The sequence below is a fragment of the Blastococcus sp. TF02A-26 genome (assembly GCF_003319125.1).
In the GTDB taxonomy this organism is placed as follows: Bacteria; Actinomycetota; Actinomycetes; order Mycobacteriales; family Geodermatophilaceae; genus Trujillonella.
Window position 1 is genome coordinate 117,152 of sequence record NZ_QOHG01000010.1, and the last position, 19,930, is coordinate 137,081.

Genomic DNA, 19,930 nt, shown 5'->3' on the forward strand with positions numbered 1-19,930 from the left:
GTCAGGCGGTACGCAGGGCCTCGGTGGGCGGGAGCCGCGCGGCGCGTGCGGCCGGGTACAGCCCGGCCAGCACCCCGACGAGCAGAGCGGCGGCCAGGCCGCCGAGCAGCGCGGCCGCGGGGAGCACCGTCCGTTGTCCCTGGTGGGCCGTGTACGCCGCGGTCACGACGCTGCCGAGGACAACTCCGGCCAGTCCCCCCACCCCGGACAGCGCGAGTGACTCCACCACGAACTGGATCCTGACGTGCCGCCGGGTCGCACCCAGAGCCCGGCGCAGTCCGATCTCGCGCCGCCGCTCCAGCACGCTGAGGACCATGACGTTGGCGATCCCGACGCCTCCCACCAGGAGCGCCACGGCACCGAGCCCCAGGAGGAGCGAGGTGAACGCCCCGGATGCGGCCGCGCGAGCGGCGAGGGCGTCCGAGGGGCGGCTGACCGCCACCTCCTCCGGGTTCTCCGGGTCGGCCGCCCGGGCCAGCGACCGCTGCACCGTCTCGACCCGATCGGTGGCGGCCCGCACGTACACGGTGGTGGGCGCCGGCGCGTCGCCGTACACGACGGCAGCCTGCTCGTCGCCGATCAACACCGAGCGGTCGATCTCCGGAGCGAGCTCGATCGGCTCGAGGATCCCCACCACGGCGTAGGAGGAGCTCCCGATGACGACCTGACGGGAGCCCTCCACGGAGGAGATCCCCAGCCGCTCGGCGGCGACCGCTCCCAGGACCGCCACGGGGTACCCGTCGACCGCGTCGTCCAGGAACGTCCCGGCCGCGACCCGGCCACCCACCGTGTCGAGGAGGTCCGGGGTGGCCGTCTGGACCACGATGCCGTTGGTGTCGGCCTCCGGGATCAGGTCGCTGCGGCGCGCGGTGAGGTCGGTCGCCCCCACCGCCGCTGCACCCAGGACGCCGTCCATGCGCCCCATGGTCGCGGCCGCCGCGGTCGGCAACGTCGCCTCGCCCCCGCCGAGGGTGCTGCCCGGCTCGACGCGCAGGAGGTTCGTCCCCAGCCTGTCCAGTCGGTCGAGCAGCTCCGCTCGGCTGGACTCGGACAGCCCGAGGACGGCGATCATGGCGCAGATCCCGATGGCGATGCCCAGACCGGACAGCGCTGCCCGCAGCGGCCGCGCCCGCAGCCCGGCGATGCCGACCCGCCAGACGTCGGGGAGCAGCAGCCGGCTGGGTTCCGGAGCGCCCGGCGCGGTCACCGGCTCCCCTCCCGCCGGGCCGAGTCGTCCTCGATGCGGCCGTCCCGGAGGGCGATCCGCCGTGGCAGCGCGGCGGCCAGGTCCCGGTCGTGCGTGATGACCACGATCGTCGTGCCCTGCTCGTTGAGCGTGCGCACCAGCTCGACCACCTCCTGCCCCGCGGCGGTGTCGAGGTTGCCGGTCGGTTCGTCGGCCAGGACGACGTCCGGCTCGTGCACGACCGCCCGGGCGATCGCCACGCGCTGGCGTTCACCTCCGGAGAGCTCGGCGGGCGAGTGGGACAACCGGTGCCCCAGTCCGACCCGGTCCAGGGCGGCAGCGGCCCGTCGTAGCCGATCGCGCAGCGGGACGCCGGCGTACAGGAGGCCGTTGGCCACGTTGTCGACCGCGCTCACCGCGTCGAGCAGGAAGAACTGCTGGAAGACGAAGCCGATCCGTCGGCACCGGAGGGCCGACAGCTGTCCGTCCGTCAGCGCGGAGACGTCCTGGCCGGCGACCCGGACGGTCCCCGTGGTCGGCCGGTCCAGCGATCCCAGGAGGTTGAGCAGGGTGCTCTTGCCCGAACCGGACGGGCCGACGACGGCGAGCAGTTCGCCCGCGCTCACGCGGACGTCGACGCCGGTGAGCACGACCAGGTCGCCGTACTGCTTGCTGACACCGTCGAGGCCGAGGACCTCGGTCATGACGGCACCGTCACACGGGTGCCCTCGGACAACCCGGCTCCGGTCACCTCCACCAGGCCCTGGGCGAAGGCCCCGGTCTCGACCGGGACCAGGCGGAGACCGCCGGCCTCGGTGACCGTCTCCACCGCATGACCCCCGTCGGCCAGCGCGAGGAGGGCCTCCACGGGGACGGCGAGGACGTCCGGTCTCTCGCCGCGCGTGACCTGCACGTCCACCGCGGCGCCGTCCAGACCGCCCCGTTCGGCAGGGTCGTCGAAGCGCACGGTGGCCGTCACGGTGCGCTCCCCGGCGTCCGGTCCGCCGTCGGGCTGGGACACCGCGACGGTGGACACCGACGCCACGGTCCCCGCGGCGACCCGGCCGTCGGGCAGCTCGATCCCGGCAGGGTCGCCCACCTGCACGACCGACACGGTGCGCGCGTCGAGCTCCACCTCGACGAGTGGGGTCGTCCCGGTCACCTGGAGGACGGCGGCCCCCGGCTGGACCACGCCGCCGACGTCCGTCGCGTGCCCGGCGACCCGGACCGCGCCGGGGGCCACGACGGCAGCACCGAGGTCGACGGTGCCGGTCTGCTCGACCTGCAGCGTCTCCTGCCAGGCGCGGACGGCCCGGGCCGTCCGGCTGTCGAAGTGCTCGTCGGCCGCCCCACCGAGTTGCGACCCGTGACCGAGGTCGATCAGGTTCTGCTCCAGCAGCCGGACGTCGGGCCCGTCGGAGACGCCGACCTGCAACGTCCGGTAGAGCGGGGAGTCCCCGTAGAGCAGGACCGCCCGCCTCCCGTCGACCCCGAACAGCACCTGGCCGCGCTCCACCACCGAACCCTCGGCAGCCAGCAGGGTGATCTTCCCGGCGAGATCGGTGACGACGGTCGAGGTCGCTCCGTAGCCCAGGGTGCCCGAGACGTCCTCCTGCAGCAGCAGCGTGGTCAGCTGCACCTCCGCCGTCCTCGTCTCGACGCGGCCGGTGTCCGGGGCCTGCTCACCGGTGCCCCCGGCGAGCGCGATCGCGCCCGCGGAGACCGCCACGAGCAGGGCCACGGCACCGACGGCCAGGGCCACGCGGCGGCTCACGGCTGTCCCGGCAGGTCGATCCCCACCTCGCGGGCGCACTCCTGCCGCGCCTCGACCAGCGCCGGGTCGTCCAGGTCGACGCCTCCACCCAGCTGCTGGGTCACCTGGCCACCCGGCCCCGGACGGGGGTCGGGGACGTCGAAGCCCCGGTCCCGCAAGCAGCCCGACAGCGCGACCAGTGCATCGATGTCGGGCAGCGCGGCACCGGCTCCTCCCCCGCCACCCACCGGTGCCAGGTCCCGGCAGGCCTCCTGGGCGGCGGCGAGGGCCGCCTGGTCGACCGACCCGTCGACGACGACCGGCCGCCCGGGCGCGGGGTCGCGGACGTCGACGCCGTTGTCCCGCAGGCACTGGGCGAACGCGGCACCGGGGTCGTCGGCGGCCGGACCGGGCTCCGCGCCCCCGCCGTCGGTGCCGCACCCGGGCAGGACCATCACACCCAGCGCCGCCGTCATCGCGCAGCTCAGCCGGCGCATCGGCGCAGTCAGTAGCATCTCGGCCTCCTCCAGCCACCCGCTCTGGGCGGCGAAACCATGTCTAGGAGGCGTCGTGTTGCACGGACGCAAAGCGCGGGGCCGGACGGCAGGGCGGTCTTAACACCGAGCGAACCTCGTCCGAGAGATCCTTCCGGGGATGAAGATCCTGGTCGTCGAGGACGAGCCCTTCATGGCCGAGGCCCTGGCCGACGGCCTCCGGCGCGAGGGGATGGCCGTCGACGTCGCGTCCGACGGCGATCAGGCCCTGGAGAAGATCGTCGTCTCCGCGTACGACGTCGTCCTCCTCGACCGTGACATCCCGCGCGTCCCGGGGGACGTGGTCTGCCGAGCGATCGCCGACCAGCGCCCGGAGACGCGGATCCTCATGGTGACCGCGGCGGGCGAGGTCGGGGACCGGGTGGCCGGCCTCCAGCTCGGTGCCGACGACTACCTGCCCAAGCCCTTCGCCTTCCTGGAACTCGTGGCGCGGGTCCGGGCGCTGGGCCGCCGCCCCGCGGCGCGACGGCCGCCCGTCCTCGTCCGCGGCGACGTCCGGTTGGACTCGGGCGCCCGCCGTGCCTGGCGGGGGACGCGGGAACTGCCGCTCACCCGCAAGGAGCTGGCCGTCCTGGAGGTCCTCGTGGCCGCCGACGGTTCGGTGGTCAGCGCCGAGGAGCTCCTGGAGAGGGTGTGGGACGAGCACATCGATCCCTTCACCTCCGTCGTGCGGGTGACCATGTCGACGCTCCGGCGCAAGATGGGCGACCCGCCGCTGATCGAGACGCTGCCCGGTCAGGGTTACCGGCTGTGAGGGTTCGCTGGACCGTCTCCCTGCGGATCGCCCTGACCGTCGCGGCGTCCTTCCTCGTCGCCGGAGCGCTGCTGCTGACGGTGAACTTCGCGCTCGTCTCCAGCCGTCTGCCCGGGGACGAACTCGTCGTCCGCCAGATCCCCGAGGGCGTCGATCCGGCCGGCGACGGCAGCTGTGCCCCGGCGGACTGCCCGGACGTCTCGCCTCGGATCGACACGGCGATCGTCGACGCGGCGCGGCAGCTGAGACGACAGACGCTCGACGAACTGCTCACCCAGTCGCTGTGGACGCTCCTGCCGGCCACGGTGCTGGCCGCCGTGCTGGGGTGGGTGATCGCCCGTCGCGCGGTCAGGCCGGTGCACGCGATCACCGCAGCCGCACGGACCATCAGTGAGAACGACCTGCACCAGCGGCTGCGCGTGGAGGGGCCGGACGACGAGCTCAAGGAACTCGCCGACACCTTCGACGACATGCTCGGCCGCCTGGACACGGCGTTCTCCGCGCAACGCCGCTTCGCCGCAGCCGCCAGCCACGAGCTGCGCACCCCCGTGGCCGTCCAGCGCACGCTCCTCGACGTCACGCTGGCCGACCCGGACGTCGATCGGGAGCGCTTGCTGCTGATGGCGACCCGGCTCAGGCACCTGGGAGAGCGACAGGAACGCATCATCGAGGGGCTGCTCACCCTGGCCAGGGCGGGGCAGATCCGCGGTCACCGGGACCGGTGCGATCTCGCGCAGCTGACCAGCGAGGCGATCGCCGCCGTCCGGGCCGACGCCGATCGACGCGGGCTGCGCATCAGCACGGCGCTCGACCCCGCTCCCACGACGGGCAACGCCGCACTGCTGGGCAGGTTGGCCGGCAACCTGGTCGAGAACGCCGTGCGGCACAACCACGACGGCGGGGTGGTCCGCGCGACCACCGTCCTCGATCGGGATCGCAGTCGGCTCGTCCTCGAGAACGACGGGGACCCGTTGACCGACGTGGACGTCGAGCGGCTCTTCGAGCCGTTCCACCGCGGCGGGCGCGCGCGAGTGCACGCGGACCAGGGCACCGGCCTCGGGCTCTCCGTCGCGCGGTCCATCGCGGAGGCGCACGGGGGCACCCTGACGCTCCGGCCGCGCGCCGAGGGCGGCGCGACGGTGGTCCTCGAGCTCCCTGCCGCCTCCGCCGAGCCACCGGGGTCCGTTGCCGGAGCGTGAGCCCCGGGGCGAGGGACCCCAGACACCACCGGCCCGGCACCGCGAGTGCGGTACCGGGCCGGTGGACGGGACTACAGGACCGAGCCGATGATCAGCTGCAGCCGCTGGTGGAGCCGCAGCCCTCGCAGACGTAGCAGCTGCCGGCGGGGCGCATCTTCGTGCCGCAGGTCATGCACAGCGGCGCGTCGGTGGCGGTCCCGGTCACCAGCTCCAGCAGCTCGGCGGAACTGTGGGCCTCCTTGAGGTCCTTCTTGCCCTCGGCCTTGGCCTCCGGCTTGGCGGGGGCCTCGGTCGGCACCGAGTTGCGCAGCGCCTCGACGTCGACGTCCTCGTCCTCGACCACCGTGGCGGTCGAGGCGGGGGTGTCGTAGCCCGACACCTGCGCCGCGCGCTCCTCGGCGGTGAAGATGCCGAGGTTCGCGCGCTTGTCGACGGGCAGGTGGTCCAGCGCCAGACGACGGAAGATGTAGTCCATCACCGACTGGGCGATCCGGATGTCCGGGTCGTCGGTCATGCCGGCCGGCTCGAAGCGCATGTTCGTGAACTTCTGGATGTAGGTCTCCAGCGGCACACCGTGCTGCAGCGCGATCGAGATGCCGATCGAGAAGGCGTCCATGACACCGGCCAGGGTCGAGCCCTGCTTGCCCAGCTTGAGGAAGACCTCGCCCAGGCTGCCGTCCTCGTACATGCCGGCGGTCATGTAGCCCTCGGCACCGGCGACGCTGAACGACGTCGTCATGCTGGTGCGCTTCTTGGGCAGCCGCTTGCGGACCGGGTGCGACATCGCCGGCGGGGCCGCGACCTCGACGGCCACCTCCGCCTTCTTGCCGTCGTTCTTGCCCTTGCCGTCGGACAGCGGCTGGCCGACCTTGCAGTTGTCGCGGTAGATCGCCAGCGCCTTGAGGCCGAGCTTCCAGCCCTGGAAGTAGATGTTCTCCACGTCCTCGACGGTCGCCGTCTCCGGCATGTTGACCGTCTTGCTGATCGCGCCGGAGATGAACGGCTGCACCGCGGCCATCATCCGCACGTGGCCCATCGGGGAGATGGCCCGCTCGCCCATCGCGCAGTCGAAGACCTCGTAGTGCTCCGGGCGCAGGCTCGGGGCGTTGACCACGTGGCCGTTCTCGGAGATGAACTCGACGATCGCCTCGACCTGCTCGTCCTGGTAGCCCAGGCTGCGCAGCGCCCGCGGCACCGTCTGGTTGACGATCTGCATCGAGCCGCCGCCGACCAGCTTCTTGAACTTGACCAGCGAGAAGTCCGGCTCGATGCCGGTCGTGTCGCAGTCCATCATGAAGCCGATGGTCCCGGTGGGGGCCAGCACGGAGGCCTGGGCGTTGCGCCAGCCGTTGTCCGCGCCGATCTCCAGGCACTCCTGCCACTGCGCGGTGGCGGCCTTGAGCACGTCGGCGTCGTCGGCGCCGACCGGGCGGATCGCGTCGTTGGCCGCGGCGTGCTTGCGCATGACCCGGGCGTGGGCGTCGGCGTTGCGGGCGAAGCCCTCGTAGGCGCCGACGATGCCGGCGAGCTCCGCCGAGCGGCGGTAGGCGGTGCCGGTCATCAGCGAGGTGATGGCGGCGGCCAGCGTCTGCCCGCCCCGCGAGTCGTAGGCGTGGCCGGTCGCCATGAGCAGCGCGCCGAGGTTGGCGTAGCCGATGCCCAGCTGGCGGTAGGCGCGGGTGGTCTCGCCGATCGGCGCGGTCGGGAAGTCGGCGAAGCAGATGGAGATGTCCATCGCCGTGATGACCAGCTCGACGGCCTTCACGAAGTTCTTGGAGTCGAAGGTGCCGTCGTCCTTCAGGAACTTCATGAGGTTCAGCGACGCCAGGTTGCACGAGCTGTTGTCCAGGCTCATGTACTCCGAGCACGGGTTGGACGCGTTGATCCGGCCGGTCTCGGGGTTGGTGTGCCAGTCGTTGATCGTGTCGTCGTACTGGATGCCCGGGTCGGCGCACTCCCAGGCGGCCTGGGTGACCTTGCGGAACAGGGTCTTGGCGTCGACGGTCTCGATCACCGAGCCGTCCAGGCGGGCGCGCAGACCGAAGTCGGTGCCCTCCTCGACCGCGCGCATGAAGTCGTCGGAGACGCGGACCGAGTTGTTGGCGTTCTGGTACTGGACGCTGGTGATGTCCTTGCCGCCGAGGTCCATGTCGTAGCCGGCGTCGCGCAGCGCGCGGATCTTGTCCTCCTCGCGCGCCTTGGTCTCGATGAACTCCTCGATGTCGGGGTGGTCGATGTCGAGGACGACCATCTTCGCCGCGCGGCGGGTGGCGCCACCGGACTTGATGGTGCCGGCCGAGGCGTCGGCACCGCGCATGAAGGAGACCGGGCCGGAGGCGGTGCCACCGGAGGAGAGCAGCTCCTTGGAGGAGCGGATGCGGGAGAGGTTCAGGCCGGCGCCGGAGCCGCCCTTGAAGATCAGGCCCTCCTCGCGGTACCAGTTGAGGATCGAGTCCATCTCGTCGTCGACGGCGAGGATGAAGCAGGCGCTGACCTGCTGCGGAGCGCTCGTCCCCACGTTGAACCAGACGGGGCTGTTGAAGCTGAAGTACTGGTGCAGCAGCATCCAGGTCAGCTCGTGCTCGAAGACCTCGGCGTCGCCCTCGGTGGCGAAGTAGCCGTGCTCGCGGCCGGCCGCACCGTACGTCAGCACGACGCGGTCGATGAGCTGGCGCAGGCTGGTCTCGCGCTGCGGGGTGCCGACCGCGCCACGGAAGTACTTCGTCGTGACGATGTTGGTGGCGTTGATGCTCCACTCGGCGGGGAACTCCACGCCGCGCTGCTCGAAGTTGATGGAGCCGTCCCGCCAGTTGGTCATGACGACGTCACGACGCTCCCAGGTCACCTCGTCGTACGGGTGCACACCGGCGGTGGTGAAGACCCGCTTGACCTTCAGGCCCTTCCCCCGGGTCGGCGCCTTGGCGGCGCGACGCGTGCGGCCCGACAGGCGGTCCTCGGTCTCGGTCACTGAGCTCTCCCTCTGTGTCTGGAGCGCGGCGGGGGAAGCGCCTTCTCCGGTACTGCTGGTTGGTTGTGTACCCGCTGGTGCTGACAGTTCTCAGGTGGTGCCCGGTCGGACGACCGGTGTCATCCGTTCGGGCTGACGTCGGCCGCGGACGGGCCGCGCGTCCCGCCGCGCCGGCGCGTGGCGGGCGGTTCCGGCTGCATGCCGGGTAGCGGCAGCGTCCCGGCGGTCAGGTGCCGGGCACGCAGCTCGCTGATCTCCTTCTCGAAGTCCTCGATCGAGGTGAAGGCCCGGTAGACGCTGGCGAAGCGCAGGTAGGCGACCTCGTCGAGCTCCCGCAGCGGACGCAGGATCGCCAGCCCGACCTCGTGGGCGGGCACCTCGGCCGCCCCCGTCGCCCGAATGGCGTCCTCGACCTGCTGGGCGAGCTTCTGCAACTGGTCCTCGTCGACCGGCCGGCCCTGGCAGGCGCGGCGCACGCCGGCGACGACCTTGCTGCGGTTGAACGGCTCGCTCACCCCGCTGCGCTTGACGACGGCGAGCACTGCCTCCTCGACCGTCGTGAACCGACGTCCACAGGCGGGGCAGGAGCGGCGACGACGCGTGGTCGCCCCCTCCTCAGCCTCCCGGGTCTCGATGACCCGGCTGTCCGGGTTGTGGCAGAAGGGGCAACGCACGGCGGTACTCCCTCCCCCGGACTGCGCACCTCCCCCGCACCGCTCCCGGAGGCGACGCCGGCGGTCTCCGGGAGGGCCGCTGTGGACCCTGCTGGGGACAACCGGTGCACGACCGGGGGACGGGCTGGGGACGCCCTGTGGACGGACTTACATCGGTGCAACTACTAGATGTAGGGGAACCCTAGGCAGGGCTCCACTAGATGTGCAAGTGCGCCACGGCGTGGCGTGTTCCCGTTCTTCGCGCGGGTGGCCAGCGGCGGTCAGACACACCAGCAGTCACACGGACACGCCGACGAGGGCCGCGCGCCGAGTGCGCAACGACCCCCGCAGGGTGTAGTGCGTGTCGTCCGGACCGGTGCCGGACGGCCCGGATCGGATCAGGCGGACGAGGCCGCGGAGTCGCCCCACGGCCAGCCGGCGACGTCCTGCATCCGGATCGGCCGGGTCCACCGCTCGGACTCCGGCCCGCCGGGACGGGACCCCGGGACCGCGACCAGCTGCCCGGTGTCGTCCCCGGCACGGTGCCGGCCGACCACCGGCGTCGGCGCGGTCGCGGGCGCACGGTGCCGCCCGGCGTCGGGCTCGGCACACCGGACCACCGGGAACTCGGCCGTCAGGTCGGCCGCGTGCCGGCGGCGACGCGGGGCCGGAGCCGCCGACGGGCCCGAGGACAGGAGCCCCCGCAGCTCCGCCCGGCTCATCACCACCGTCTCGGCCGGGGTCGGGGCCGCGCCCGGGGCGACCTGGGGCCGCTCCACCACGGGGACCGCCACGGTCGGGACCGACGGGGGCTCGGGCAGGCGCACCGAACCGAGGTCGACCCAGCGGACCTGGACGGCACCGTCCACGTGGACGCGCACCTCCGCCTCGCACGCGCCGGACTCGTCGTGCCGCCACCCGAGCACGGCTCCACGTTCCCAGGACCCCTCCACGAGGACCTCGGCGTCGAGGGGCTGGGCGATGGAGGCCGTCGCTCGGCCACGGGTGTGAACTGGCACGGGCGAGACGGTAGGTCGACTCCCCCCGTGCACCCGGGGAGGACGCCGCCCCGAGGATTGACGAAGATGCCCCGCAGGATTGTGGACGTCGCCCCACCGGGACCGGTCGGTCACGGGAGCTCCAGCACCTGGCCCGGCACGACCGCGGAGCCCTCGAGGTCGTTGAGCCGCCCGATCGCGTCGACGACCGCCCGGACGTCCTCGCCGTCGTCGGCCACCGTCGTCGCGATGGACCAGACCGTGTCCCCGGGCCGGACGACGACACTGCTGCCACCGGCCAGCTCGAGCTCCTCCCCGCCACCCAGCAGCGCCGACAGCACCAGGACCGCCAGCGCGGCGGCGGCCACGAGCAGGGTCGTCAGCGCGCACCACCCGCGCCGGGTCAGCCGGAGCGGCGCCGCGGCCGGCTCCGAGCGGCGGGCAGCGTCGGACCGGGACCGGCTCCCGCGGACCGGACGGGGCTCGGGACGGACGGCGCGCCCGCCGGGGCGGGTCGGGTCGCGGCGCAGCGGCGGCGCTCCGGCGCCCGGCCCTCCGGTGCGGACCGGCCGCACCCCGACCCGCTCCGCGACCGGGCGGACCGGCCCGGCGACGCGCAGCCCCGTGCCGCCTCCCGTGGACCCCGCCCCCGCCGGGGACCCCTCGCCCCCGGCGACCCGCATGACCCCGCGCTCCGTGCCCGCCATCCCGGCGCCTCCTCCGCGACGGCCGCCGGGTTCCCGGCGACCGAACAAGCGTTCGATTCGAACATCAGTGCGATGTCTACCGCACGCCGCCGACAGGATCGATCCGACACGGCATCTTCGAACATGTGTTTGAGGAACTGCCGTCGACGCGCTACCGTCCGACCGGGCACCGCGCCCGGCGGCTCCCGCGGGGATCGCGGCCGGTGCCCCGAGGAGGACGGACGAGCCGTGGCGACACGGCCGGCGAGGAGGAGACGTGGCGGGCACGAGCGGGACGTCGGGGGGACGCGGCGGACGCCGCGCGAGCGGTACGGCCACGGGCACCACGGCCACCACGACCGGCAGCGCGACCGGGGAGGTCCGCACCTTCCCGGACCGGAGCGAGGCCGGTGACGGTCTGACCCAGCGACAGCGGCGCGTCCTCGAGGTCATCCGCGACTCGATCGACCGTCGCGGGTACCCGCCGTCCGTGCGGGAGATCGGCGAGGCCGTCGGCCTGTCCTCCGCCTCCTCGGTCGCCCACCAGCTGTCGGTGCTGCAGAAGAAGGGCTGGCTGCGCCGCGACCCCAACCGGCCGCGCGCGCTGGACGTGCGCCTGCCGGGCGAGACGCTCGTCGGCAGCGCCACGGCGACGCCCCCACCGGTCGCGGAGGACTCCGCCAGCCCGGTGCCGACCTACGTCCCGCTGGTCGGCCGCATCGCCGCCGGTGGCCCGGTGCTCGCCGAGCAGGCGGTGGAGGACGTGTTCCCCCTCCCCCGCGAGCTGGTCGGCGAGGGCACGCTGTTCATGCTCAAGGTCACCGGTGACTCGATGGTCGAGGCCGCCATCTGCGACGGCGACTGGGTCGTCGTCCGCCAGCAGCCGACGGCCGAGAACGGTGAGATCGTCGCCGCGATGATCGACGGCGAGGCCACGGTGAAGACCTACAAGCGCAAGGACGGGCACGTGTGGCTGCTGCCGCACAACCCGGCCTACGAGCCCATCCCGGGCGACGAGGCCACCGTCCTCGGCCGGGTGGTCACGGTGCTGCGGCGGGTCTGACCCGCTGCCGGCCGGCGCGTCCGCACGGCGCGCCGGCCGCTCGGCCGGCCGGCCCGGTCAGGCGCGCGGCGGCGGTGGCGCGCTGCGGCGGCGTAACCGACCCAGGATCCACACCGCCACAGTGGCCACGATCGCGGCCACCAGCCCCGCGGCGAACGGGGAGACGCCGTCCTCGGTCTCGGTGAGGACGTCGGTCAGCGACCCGTCGGCCGCTCCGGTGGCCGCCGCGGGCGCCGGAGCCGCGGCCGGCACGGGCACCACGGTGACCGCGCTCGGCACGCCCTCGCTGGCCACCACCAGCGCCGAGCCGTCCGCCGAGAAGCTGATCGCCTCGCCCTGCGGGGACTCCGGCAGCGGGATGCGCACCGGCGTCCCCGCCAGCGCGGCCGGGACGTCGGACCCGACCAGCGGCCAGACGTAGGCATCGGTGTACGTGCGCAGCGCCAGTGCGTGCCCGTCGGCGGCCACGGCTCCGCCCGTCACGAGGAGCTGCCCCGCCCGGCCCACCGGACCGCCCGGCGTCCCGGTGAGGGTGAGGTCGACCGAGCCGACCTCGACCAGGCCCACGGTCGCCGCCTCCTCCAGCGCCGACACCGGCCGGTAGACGTCGCTGGAGCCCAGCACCTCCTTGGTGACCACGTAGGGCGTCCCGTCCGGCGCCAGGAGCAACGCCTCGGCGTCCCGCGGGCCGTCCGGGTAGGCGAGCCGGTAGACGCTGGTCGCACCGTCCGGCCGGAGCGCGATGAGGGCCACCGTGGCCCGGGCCGCGTTGTTGTCCCCGGTGTCGGCCAGCCAAACCGTCCCGTCCGAGCCGACGGCCATGTCCTCGGGGTCGTAGGGGTCGACCGGCGCCCGGTGCACGGTCGTCGTCCGGCAGGCGGGGTCGAGCGCGTACACCGCGACCTCGTCACCACCGTCGTTGATGGCCAGCATGGCGCCGTCGGCACCGACCACCAGCCCCGAGAGCTCGGTGAGCGTGGGGTCGGTGATCTCGCACTGGACCGACGGCGCCGGCGGCTCCTCCGCGCGTGCTGCGGGTGCCGCCAGGGACAGCGAGATCCCGGCGAGGGCGACGGCGCCCGCGGCCCGGCCGATCGCCGCGCGGGGGACCGCACCGAGAGCCGGGACCGTCACGCGGTCACGCCGGCGGTCGGCCTGCTCGTACACGCACCCAGCGTGACATCACGAGTGCATCGAGTGCGTGAACCACGCCCAGCAGCAGGACGCCGACGGCCGCACCGACGACGGCGTCGCTGACCCAGTGGAAGTCCAGGGCGATCATCACCGCGGCGCAGAGGACCGGCCCGACCACCGCGAGGGCCCAGAGGAGGCGCTGGGCGGTGGGCGGCATGCCGAACTGGACGGCCTGCCAGCGGGCGACCCCCCACAGCAGCACCGCGTTGGCCACGTGCCCGGACGGGAAGGAGGCCCCGTCCTCGTGGTGCAGGTAGAGGCCCTCGTGACCGGGGGCGGTCCGGCCGATGCCCCACTTGAGGCTGTAGACGACCACGCTGAGCAGCACGAGGGCGAGGAGCACCCGGGGCAGCGGCAGCAGTGTCCGGCGACGGACGGCCAACCAGCCGATCAGGCAGGCGAGCACGACCAGCATCGTGCCGCGGCCGCCGATCTGGGTGACCACCCACAGCGGCCAGTAGGCGGCGGAGTCGCGCAGCCCCCACTCGGAGACGACGTCGGAGACCTCCACGTCGATCCGCTCGGTGACGCCCCGGCCGAGCACGTCGGCGGTGACGACGACGGTGACGACCAGGGCGAGGAGCATCGCCCACCACGGGGGCCGGCCGGCCGAGACCACGGCGGGGTGGCCCTGGACCGGGTCCTGCCGGAACGAGGCCTCGAAGGACCGTCGCACCACGCCGCTGGTCACCCGGTCACGGTACCGGGACGTGACCGCACCGTGACCTCGAGCGGGCGGAACGACCCCGCTGAGGGTCCCGCGCGGGGTGGCGCGACGGCACCGGCTCAGCCGACCGGCGTGCCGAACTCCTCGAGCGCCGCGGCGAGGGCGCCGTCCACCCGGGCGGACAGGCGCGTGCCGCCGGCCTCGTGGCTCTCGGTGAGCACCTCGCCGTCCCGGTGGACCCGGGCGACCAGGTCGCCGCGGTCGTAGGGCACCAGGACGTCGACCTCGGTCTCCGGGTGGGGCAGACGGGCGGCGAGGAGCTCCCGCAGCCGGTCGATCCCCTCACCGGTCCGGGCCGAGACCCACACCGCGCCGGGCAGCGCCTGCCGGAGGGTGAGCACGTCCTCCTCGGTCATCGCGTCGACCTTGTTGACGACGATGAGCTCGGGCACCGAGCGCGCGTCGATGTCCTGCAGCACCACCCGCACCGCGTCGATCTGGCCGAGCGGGTCGGGATCGGAGCCGTCGACGACGTGCAGCAGCAGGTCGGCGGCGGCCACCTCCTCCAGCGTGGAGCGGAAGGCGTCGACGAGCTGGTGCGGCAGGTGGCGCACGAAGCCGACGGTGTCGGTGAGCGTGTACTCCCGGCCCTCCTCGGTCTGCGCGCGGCGGACCGTCGGGTCGAGGGTGGCGAACAGCGCGTTCTCCACCAGCACGCCGGCACCGGTGAGCCGGTTGAGCAGGCTGGACTTGCCGGCGTTGGTGTAGCCGGCGATCGCCACGCTGGGGACGGCGTTGCGGCCGCGGCTCGCGCGCTGCGTCTCCCGCGCGGTCGCCATGCCGGCGATCTCCCGGCGCAGCTTGCTCATCCGCGACCGGATGCGGCGCCGGTCGGTCTCGATCTTCGTCTCACCCGGGCCACGGGTACCGATGCCGCCACCGCCGGCGACGCGGCCACCGGCCTGCCGGGACAGCGACTCACCCCACCCGCGCAGCCGCGGCAGCATGTACTGCATCTGGGCGAGCTCGACCTGGGCCTTGCCCTCCCGGCTGCTCGCGTGCTGGGCGAAGATGTCCAGGATCAGCGCGGTCCGGTCGACCACCTTGACCTTGAGGATCTTCTCCAGGGCGTTCAGCTGGCCGGGGGTCAGCTCGCCGTCGCAGATCACGGTGTCGGCGCCGGTCGAGGCGACGATGTCGCGGATCTCGTTGGCCTTGCCGGAGCCCACGTAGGTGCCGGCGTCCGGCGTCGAGCGCCGCTGGCTGACCGCCTCCAGCACCTGCGAGCCGGCGGTCTCGGCCAGGGCGGCGAGCTCGGCCAGGGAGCGGTCGGCGTCGGCCTGGGTGCCCTCGGTCCAGACCCCCACCAGGACGACGCGCTCGAGGCGCAGCTGCCGGTACTCGACCTCGGTGACGTCGGCCAGCTCGGTGGAGAGGCCGGCCACGCGGCGGAGACCACCACGCGCCTCGAGGTCGTAGCTGCCGGTGGTGTCGTCGGGCTCGTCCCACTGGCCGGCCGGCGCGGGGCGGCTCCCGAGGTCGCGCGGCTCGTCGGCGGGCTGGGTGGTGCCGGTCGCGCGGTCGGCGCGGTCCTGGGCGTCGGCGAGCACGGCTCGGTTCTGGGCGGTCGTCATCGTCTCCAGCGTGGCATGCCCCTCGTCGCGGGGCATCTGAGTTGTGGCTGCTGCTCGTGTCATCGCCCGGTACAACACCGCGCGGGCCCGCATGCATCCCGCCCGCGCGGGGGTAGGTCCTCCCCGACGGACGACATGCACGCCGATCGAGGAGGCAGCCGTGAGCACCAGCAGCACCGAGGGCGTCGAGGACCCGGGCGCGGACCCGAAGGGGCTGAACCCGCCGCGCAATCTGTTCGGCGGAGCCGACCAGGACACCGGCCGCGGCGAGCCGCGGGGCACCGGCAACGTCGGTCCCGGCGACAAGCCCGAGGCGCCGACGGACGACCCGGAGACCCGGGCCGACACCCCCGACCGGCCCTAGCCGGCCGCGGGCCGCCCCGGGCTGGTCGGAGTCACCCCAGCCACTCGGCGGTGAGCTCGCCGGCGGCGACGACGACCGCCGGACCGCGCAGCACCGTGGTGTCCGGGGCGACGTCGACGGTCAGCCGGCCGCCGGGGACGTCGACCACGACGGTCCCGGCGGTCGCGCCCCCGGCCACCAGGGCGGCGTAGGCGGCGGCGCAGGCGCCGGTGCCGCAGGAGCGGGTCTCCCCCACCCCGCGCTCGTGCACCCGCAGGCGGATGTGCGCGTCTGCACCCTCGCCCGCCGCCCGCAGCACGGTGATCAGCTCGACGTTCACGCCCTCGGGGAACAGCGCGGCGTCGAAGCGTGGCGGCGCCGCCAGGTCCAGCGCGTCGAGGTCGACGTCGGTGAGGCAGGCCAGGTGCGGGTTGCCCATCGACACCGCGAGCCCGTCGAACCGCCGGCCGGCCAGCTCGGCCGAGCCGCGGCCGAACTCGCGCGCCGGGCCCATGTCGACCCAGTAGGTCCCGTCGGCGCCGGCGCCCACCCGCCGGGGGCCGCCGCGGGTGCCGACCCAGACCCCGTCGGTGCAGGCGGCGCGGTCGAGCAGGCCCTCGGTGACCAGCACGTGCAGGAACAGCCGGATGCCGTTGCCGCACATCTCGGCCAGCGACCCGTCGGCGTTGCGGTGGTCCATGAACCACTCGCAGCGGGTGAGGTCCTCGCCGAGGACGGCGGGGGCGTCGGGCACGTGCACGCTGCGCACCACCCGGAGGACGCCGTCGCCACCGAGGCCGGCGCGGCGCTCGCAGAGCCGGCGGACCATGGCGTCGTCCAGCCGGCTCTCCGGCCAGCGGTCGCCGTCGGGATCGGGCAGGACGACGAAGTCGTTCTCCGTGCCGTGCCCGACGAGCACCCGGTTGCTCACTGCCGCCTCCTCGCTGACGCTCGTCGGCCGCGTTCGCCGCGCTGCTCCGCCCCTGGTGAGCTCGCGAGCTCGCTCACTCCCTGATGGTACGGGCGGTGATCAGCTTCCCCACCGCGTCGGCCAGGTCGGGACGGGCGGCGTCGAACCAGGTGGTCGCGGCGTCCCGGCGGAACCAGGACCGCTGCCGCCGGACGAACCGCCGGGTGGTCGTCACGGTGCGCTCGCGGGCCTCGTCCGGGCTCAGCTCGCCGTCGAGCTGGGCGAGCACCTGGGCGTAGCCGAGGGCGCGCGAGGCCGTGGGCCCCTCGCGCAGGCCGTCGGCGGCCAGCCCCTCCACCTCGGCGACGAACCCGCTCGCCCACATGCGGTCCACCCGCAGCGCGATCCGCTCGTCGAGCTCGGCCGGCTCCCGGTCCAGCCCGACGACGACGGCCGGGTAGTGCGGGCGCGGCTCCGGCAACGACGCCCGGAAGGGCCCGCCGGTCAGCTCGACCACCTCCAGCGCGCGCACGATCCGCCGTCCGTTGCTGGGCAGCACCGCCGCGGCCGCGGCCGGGTCGACATCGGCGAGGCGGGCGTGCATCGTCGCGGGGCCGACGTCGGCCAGCTCGGCCTCCAGCCGCGCCCGCAGCTCCGGGTCGGTGCCGGGGAAGTCGAGCTCGTCGAGGACGGCGCGCACGTACAGGCCCGAGCCGCCCACGAGGAACGGCACCACGCCGGCGGCCCGCAGCCGGTCGACCTCCGCGCGGGCCCGCGACCGGTACTCGGCGACCGACGCGGGCTCCCGGACGTGCCACAGGTCCAGCAGGTGGTGCGGGACGCCGCCCCGTTCGGCGAGGTCGGGCTTGGCGGTGCCGATGTCCATGCCGCGGTACAGCTGCATCGAGTCCGCGTTGACCACCTCGCCGCCCAGCCGGGTCGCCAGCGCCACGGCCAGCGCCGTCTTGCCGGTCGCGGTCGGGCCGACCACGGCGACCACGGGCGGCGGCGTACCGGTCACGGCGCCGTCCGGAGGGCCGTCCACGAGGCCACCAGGTAGCCGACGCCGAACGGCGCCGCGTCGTGGCGGAGCTCGGCTACGACCGGGCGCCCGGCGACGGCCCGGCCGACCGCGCGCCACACCGGGACCCCGGCGGCCAGCAGCCGCTCCCCCTCGGCGGCGTCGAGGTCGGCGACCGCGGCGGCGTCGCCCGCCGCGAGGGCGGCGGCGACCGCGGCATCGAAGGGCTCGGCGGCGTCGTCCAGGTAGCCGGGCGCCTTGACGCTGCGGCGCGCCGAGCCGTCCCCCAGGGCGAGGACCCCCACCGGGCCGGGCAGGCCCGCGAGCACGTCGCCGAGGTCCTCCGGCCCCGCACCGAGCCGCAGCCCGGAGTGGCCGGCCTGGTGGAGCAGCCAGGCGCCCACGGTGAGGGACAGGGGCGTGCGCCGGCCGCCGGGCCGGGTCCCGCCGGCGAAGGGGACCTCAAGGTCGACGCCCACGCCGCGCAGGTCCCCGGCGTCGCCCGCGCCGTACCGGCCGGTGGCGCCCGGACCGACGACGACGACGGCCTCCGGCGACGCCGCGAGGAGCGCCTCCACCGCGTCGGCGCAGGCCTGGCGCAGCGCCGTCGTCTCCGCCTCGGCGCGCCCCTCGACCGCGGGCAGCAGCAGCGGCGGGCACGGGCAGAAGGCAATCGACAGCTGCTCGGCCGGGGCGGGGGACGGGGATCCGGCCTGTTCAGTCGTCACGGCAGCAGTGTCGCCGATGCGACGTGGGACACTGCGGTGCGTGTCGAGCACGGAGAGCCCCGTAGACGGTTCGCAGCAGGTCCCCCCGCCCGCCGAGGCCGGTGAACCGGCCCGATCCGAGGCCGTCGCACCCGAGGCCGGGACCGCTGCCGCGCCGAGTCCTCAGGACGCAGAACTGGCCGATCCGACGGCCGCCGACCCGGCTCCCGAGCCGGGTGCCGAGGCCGCGCCCGACGTCGAGACGCCCGCGGCCGAGGCGCCGGCGGGCGAGGAGCCGGTCACGCCGGGGCCCCTGCCCGAGGAGGCGGCCGCGGCGATCGCCGCCGTCCCCGCTCCCGGCGCCGTCCCCCCGCACGCGGCCGGGGACGCGCCGGCCGCCGCGCCCGCCTCGGACCCCTCCGCGTGGGGCCGGGTCGACGAGGACGGCACCGTCTACGTGCGCACCGCCGAGGGCGAGCGGGCCGTCGGCTCGTGGCAGGCCGGCGACCCGGCCGCCGGCCTGGCCCACTTCGGCCGCCGGTACGACGACCTGGCCACCGAGGTGGGGCTGCTGGAGGCCCGGCTCAAGGCGCACACCGGCAACCCCGGCGAGATCAAGTCCAAGGCGCAGGCGCTGGCCGAGCAGATCCCGACCGCCACCGCGGTCGGCGACCTCGACGGCCTCGCCGCCCGGGCCCGCGCCATGGTCGAGACGGCGGAGGCCGCGTCCGCCACCTACCGGGCCGAGAAGGCCGCCCAGCGCACGGCGCAGATCGCCCGCAAGGAGGCGCTGGCCGTCGAGGCGGAGCAGATCGCCGCGGAGTCCACCGCCTGGAAGGCCGCCGGCGACCGGCTCAAGGCCATCGTGGAGGAGTGGAAGACGATCCGGGGCATCGACCGGAAGACCGACGAGGCGCTGTGGCAGCGGTTCGCCGCCGCCCGCGACGCCTTCGGCCGCCGCCGGGGTGCGCACTTCGCCTCCCTCGACGCGCAGCGCGGTGAGGCGCGGGCGGCCAAGCAGGAGCTGATCGCGGAGGCGCAGCGGCTGTCGACGTCCACCGACTGGGGGCCGACGAGCGCGGCGATGCGATCGCTCATGGACCGCTGGAAGGCCGTGCCGCGCACCGGCCGCGACGGCGACGACGACCTGTGGAAGCAGTTCCGCGCCGCCCAGGACGTCTTCTTCGCCGCCCGCACCGAGTCGGACAAGGCCCGCAACAGCGAGGAGCAGGCGAACCAGCAGGCCAAGGAGGAGATCCTCGCCGAGGCCGAGAAGCTGGACCCGAGCAAGGACCTGCGCGGCACCCAGAACGCGCTGCGCAAGCTGCAGGAGCGCTACGACGCCATCGGGCACGTCCCGCGCGGGGCGATGCGCGCGCTGGAGGACCGCATGCAGGCGGTGGAGCAGAAGGTCCGCGGTGCCGCTGACGCCGGCCGGGTCCGCACCGCTCCGGAGAACCCGATGGTGACCTCGATGCGGGCCGCCGTCGCCAAGGCCGAGGAGCAGCTGGCCAAGGCCGAGGCCGCGGGCGACCGGCGCCGGATCGACGAGGCCAAGGCCAATCTGGCCACCCGCCAGGAGTGGCTCGCCGAGGCGGAGAAGTCCGCGCGCCGCTGACGAAGGACCCCGCTGCCCCCCG

Annotated in this window: 19 protein-coding genes; 5 read left to right on the plus strand and 14 right to left on the minus strand. The window is 74.5% G+C overall.

What is annotated here, in order from left to right; translation table 11 throughout:
* Window position 1 precedes the first annotated feature (1 nt).
* The 4 genes from DQ240_RS13175 to DQ240_RS23280 are packed head-to-tail and all read right to left on the minus strand — an operon-like array spanning window position 2 to window position 3,454.
* On the minus strand, window positions 2-1,207 hold the full coding sequence (locus tag DQ240_RS13175; RefSeq protein WP_113840067.1) for an ABC transporter permease: 1,206 nt from the start codon (window positions 1,205-1,207) through the stop codon (window positions 2-4).
* Window positions 1,204-1,890, minus strand: a complete 687-nt coding sequence (locus DQ240_RS13180; protein WP_113840068.1) for an ABC transporter ATP-binding protein — start codon at window positions 1,888-1,890, stop codon at window positions 1,204-1,206. The genes DQ240_RS13175 and DQ240_RS13180 overlap by 4 nt, the downstream gene beginning before the upstream one ends.
* Window positions 1,887-2,960, minus strand: a complete 1,074-nt coding sequence (locus DQ240_RS13185; protein WP_158548678.1) for an efflux RND transporter periplasmic adaptor subunit — start codon at window positions 2,958-2,960, stop codon at window positions 1,887-1,889. The genes DQ240_RS13180 and DQ240_RS13185 overlap by 4 nt, the downstream gene beginning before the upstream one ends.
* Complete coding sequence (locus DQ240_RS23280) at window positions 2,957-3,454, minus strand: hypothetical protein (protein ID WP_158548680.1); 498 nt, start codon at window positions 3,452-3,454, stop codon at window positions 2,957-2,959. Before DQ240_RS23280 ends, DQ240_RS13185 begins: the two co-directional genes overlap by 4 nt.
* Window positions 3,455-3,593: 139 nt before the next feature.
* Between DQ240_RS23280 and DQ240_RS13190 the strand changes: the two genes are divergently transcribed.
* Both DQ240_RS13190 and DQ240_RS13195 read left to right on the plus strand, forming a co-directional pair.
* Window positions 3,594-4,247 carry a response regulator transcription factor gene (locus tag DQ240_RS13190; protein ID WP_113840070.1) on the plus strand — a complete coding sequence of 218 codons (654 nt, stop codon included), beginning with the start codon at window positions 3,594-3,596 and terminating at the stop codon, window positions 4,245-4,247.
* Entirely contained in the window at window positions 4,244-5,446 is a 1,203-nt protein-coding gene (locus DQ240_RS13195; protein ID WP_113840071.1) for a HAMP domain-containing sensor histidine kinase, read from the plus strand. Before DQ240_RS13190 ends, DQ240_RS13195 begins: the two co-directional genes overlap by 4 nt.
* Window positions 5,447-5,537: 91 nt before the next feature.
* Here the strand turns inward: DQ240_RS13195 and DQ240_RS13200 are convergent, their stop codons facing one another.
* The 4 genes from DQ240_RS13200 to DQ240_RS13215 form a co-directional block, all read right to left on the minus strand.
* Window positions 5,538-8,414 carry a vitamin B12-dependent ribonucleotide reductase gene (locus DQ240_RS13200; RefSeq protein WP_113840072.1) on the minus strand — a complete coding sequence of 959 codons (2,877 nt, stop codon included), beginning with the start codon at window positions 8,412-8,414 and terminating at the stop codon, window positions 5,538-5,540.
* Between the two features lie 119 nt (window positions 8,415-8,533).
* Entirely contained in the window at window positions 8,534-9,088 is a 555-nt protein-coding gene (gene nrdR, locus DQ240_RS13205) for a transcriptional regulator NrdR (protein ID WP_113840073.1), read from the minus strand.
* Window positions 9,089-9,465: 377 nt separating this feature from the next.
* Window positions 9,466-10,086 (minus strand): hypothetical protein, encoded by a 621-nt coding sequence (locus tag DQ240_RS13210; protein ID WP_147261994.1) that lies wholly within the window; start codon window positions 10,084-10,086, stop codon window positions 9,466-9,468.
* A gap of 110 nt (window positions 10,087-10,196) precedes the next feature.
* Complete coding sequence (locus DQ240_RS13215; RefSeq protein WP_113840075.1) at window positions 10,197-10,772, minus strand: LysM peptidoglycan-binding domain-containing protein; 576 nt, start codon at window positions 10,770-10,772, stop codon at window positions 10,197-10,199.
* A 256-nt stretch (window positions 10,773-11,028) separates the two neighbouring features.
* Here DQ240_RS13215 and lexA point away from each other — a divergent pair, with 256 nt between their 5' ends.
* Window positions 11,029-11,814 carry a transcriptional repressor LexA gene (gene lexA, locus DQ240_RS13220; RefSeq protein ID WP_113840076.1) on the plus strand — a complete coding sequence of 262 codons (786 nt, stop codon included), beginning with the start codon at window positions 11,029-11,031 and terminating at the stop codon, window positions 11,812-11,814.
* Window positions 11,815-11,871: 57 nt separating this feature from the next.
* On the opposite strand, the gene DQ240_RS13225 is transcribed toward lexA, so the two are convergent.
* The 3 genes from DQ240_RS13225 to hflX form a co-directional block, all read right to left on the minus strand.
* Entirely contained in the window at window positions 11,872-12,981 is a 1,110-nt protein-coding gene (locus DQ240_RS13225) for a hypothetical protein (RefSeq protein WP_233498691.1), read from the minus strand.
* Window positions 12,953-13,699 (minus strand): phosphatase PAP2 family protein, encoded by a 747-nt coding sequence (locus tag DQ240_RS13230; RefSeq protein WP_233498692.1) that lies wholly within the window; start codon window positions 13,697-13,699, stop codon window positions 12,953-12,955. Before DQ240_RS13230 ends, DQ240_RS13225 begins: the two co-directional genes overlap by 29 nt.
* Window positions 13,700-13,794: 95 nt before the next feature.
* Window positions 13,795-15,309, minus strand: a complete 1,515-nt coding sequence (gene hflX, locus DQ240_RS13235; protein ID WP_113840128.1) for a GTPase HflX — start codon at window positions 15,307-15,309, stop codon at window positions 13,795-13,797.
* A 160-nt stretch (window positions 15,310-15,469) separates the two neighbouring features.
* On the opposite strand from hflX, the gene DQ240_RS13240 reads away from it, so the two are divergent.
* Window positions 15,470-15,673, plus strand: coding sequence for a hypothetical protein (locus tag DQ240_RS13240; RefSeq protein WP_113840077.1), 204 nt, complete (start codon window positions 15,470-15,472; stop codon window positions 15,671-15,673).
* Between the two features lie 31 nt (window positions 15,674-15,704).
* On the opposite strand, the gene dapF is transcribed toward DQ240_RS13240, so the two are convergent.
* The 3 genes from dapF to DQ240_RS13255 all read right to left on the minus strand — a co-directional run bounded on the left by dapF (window position 15,705) and on the right by DQ240_RS13255 (window position 18,311).
* Window positions 15,705-16,583 (minus strand): diaminopimelate epimerase, encoded by an 879-nt coding sequence (dapF, locus tag DQ240_RS13245; protein WP_233498693.1) that lies wholly within the window; start codon window positions 16,581-16,583, stop codon window positions 15,705-15,707.
* A gap of 73 nt (window positions 16,584-16,656) precedes the next feature.
* Window positions 16,657-17,583 (minus strand): tRNA (adenosine(37)-N6)-dimethylallyltransferase MiaA, encoded by a 927-nt coding sequence (gene miaA / locus DQ240_RS13250; RefSeq protein ID WP_199589285.1) that lies wholly within the window; start codon window positions 17,581-17,583, stop codon window positions 16,657-16,659.
* Window positions 17,580-18,311 carry a hypothetical protein gene (locus DQ240_RS13255; protein ID WP_113840079.1) on the minus strand — a complete coding sequence of 244 codons (732 nt, stop codon included), beginning with the start codon at window positions 18,309-18,311 and terminating at the stop codon, window positions 17,580-17,582. Before DQ240_RS13255 ends, miaA begins: the two co-directional genes overlap by 4 nt.
* 40 nt (window positions 18,312-18,351) lie before the next feature.
* Here DQ240_RS13255 and DQ240_RS13260 point away from each other — a divergent pair, with 40 nt between their 5' ends.
* Window positions 18,352-19,908 carry a DUF349 domain-containing protein gene (locus DQ240_RS13260; RefSeq protein ID WP_113840080.1) on the plus strand — a complete coding sequence of 519 codons (1,557 nt, stop codon included), beginning with the start codon at window positions 18,352-18,354 and terminating at the stop codon, window positions 19,906-19,908.
* Window positions 19,909-19,930: the final 22 nt, after the last annotated feature.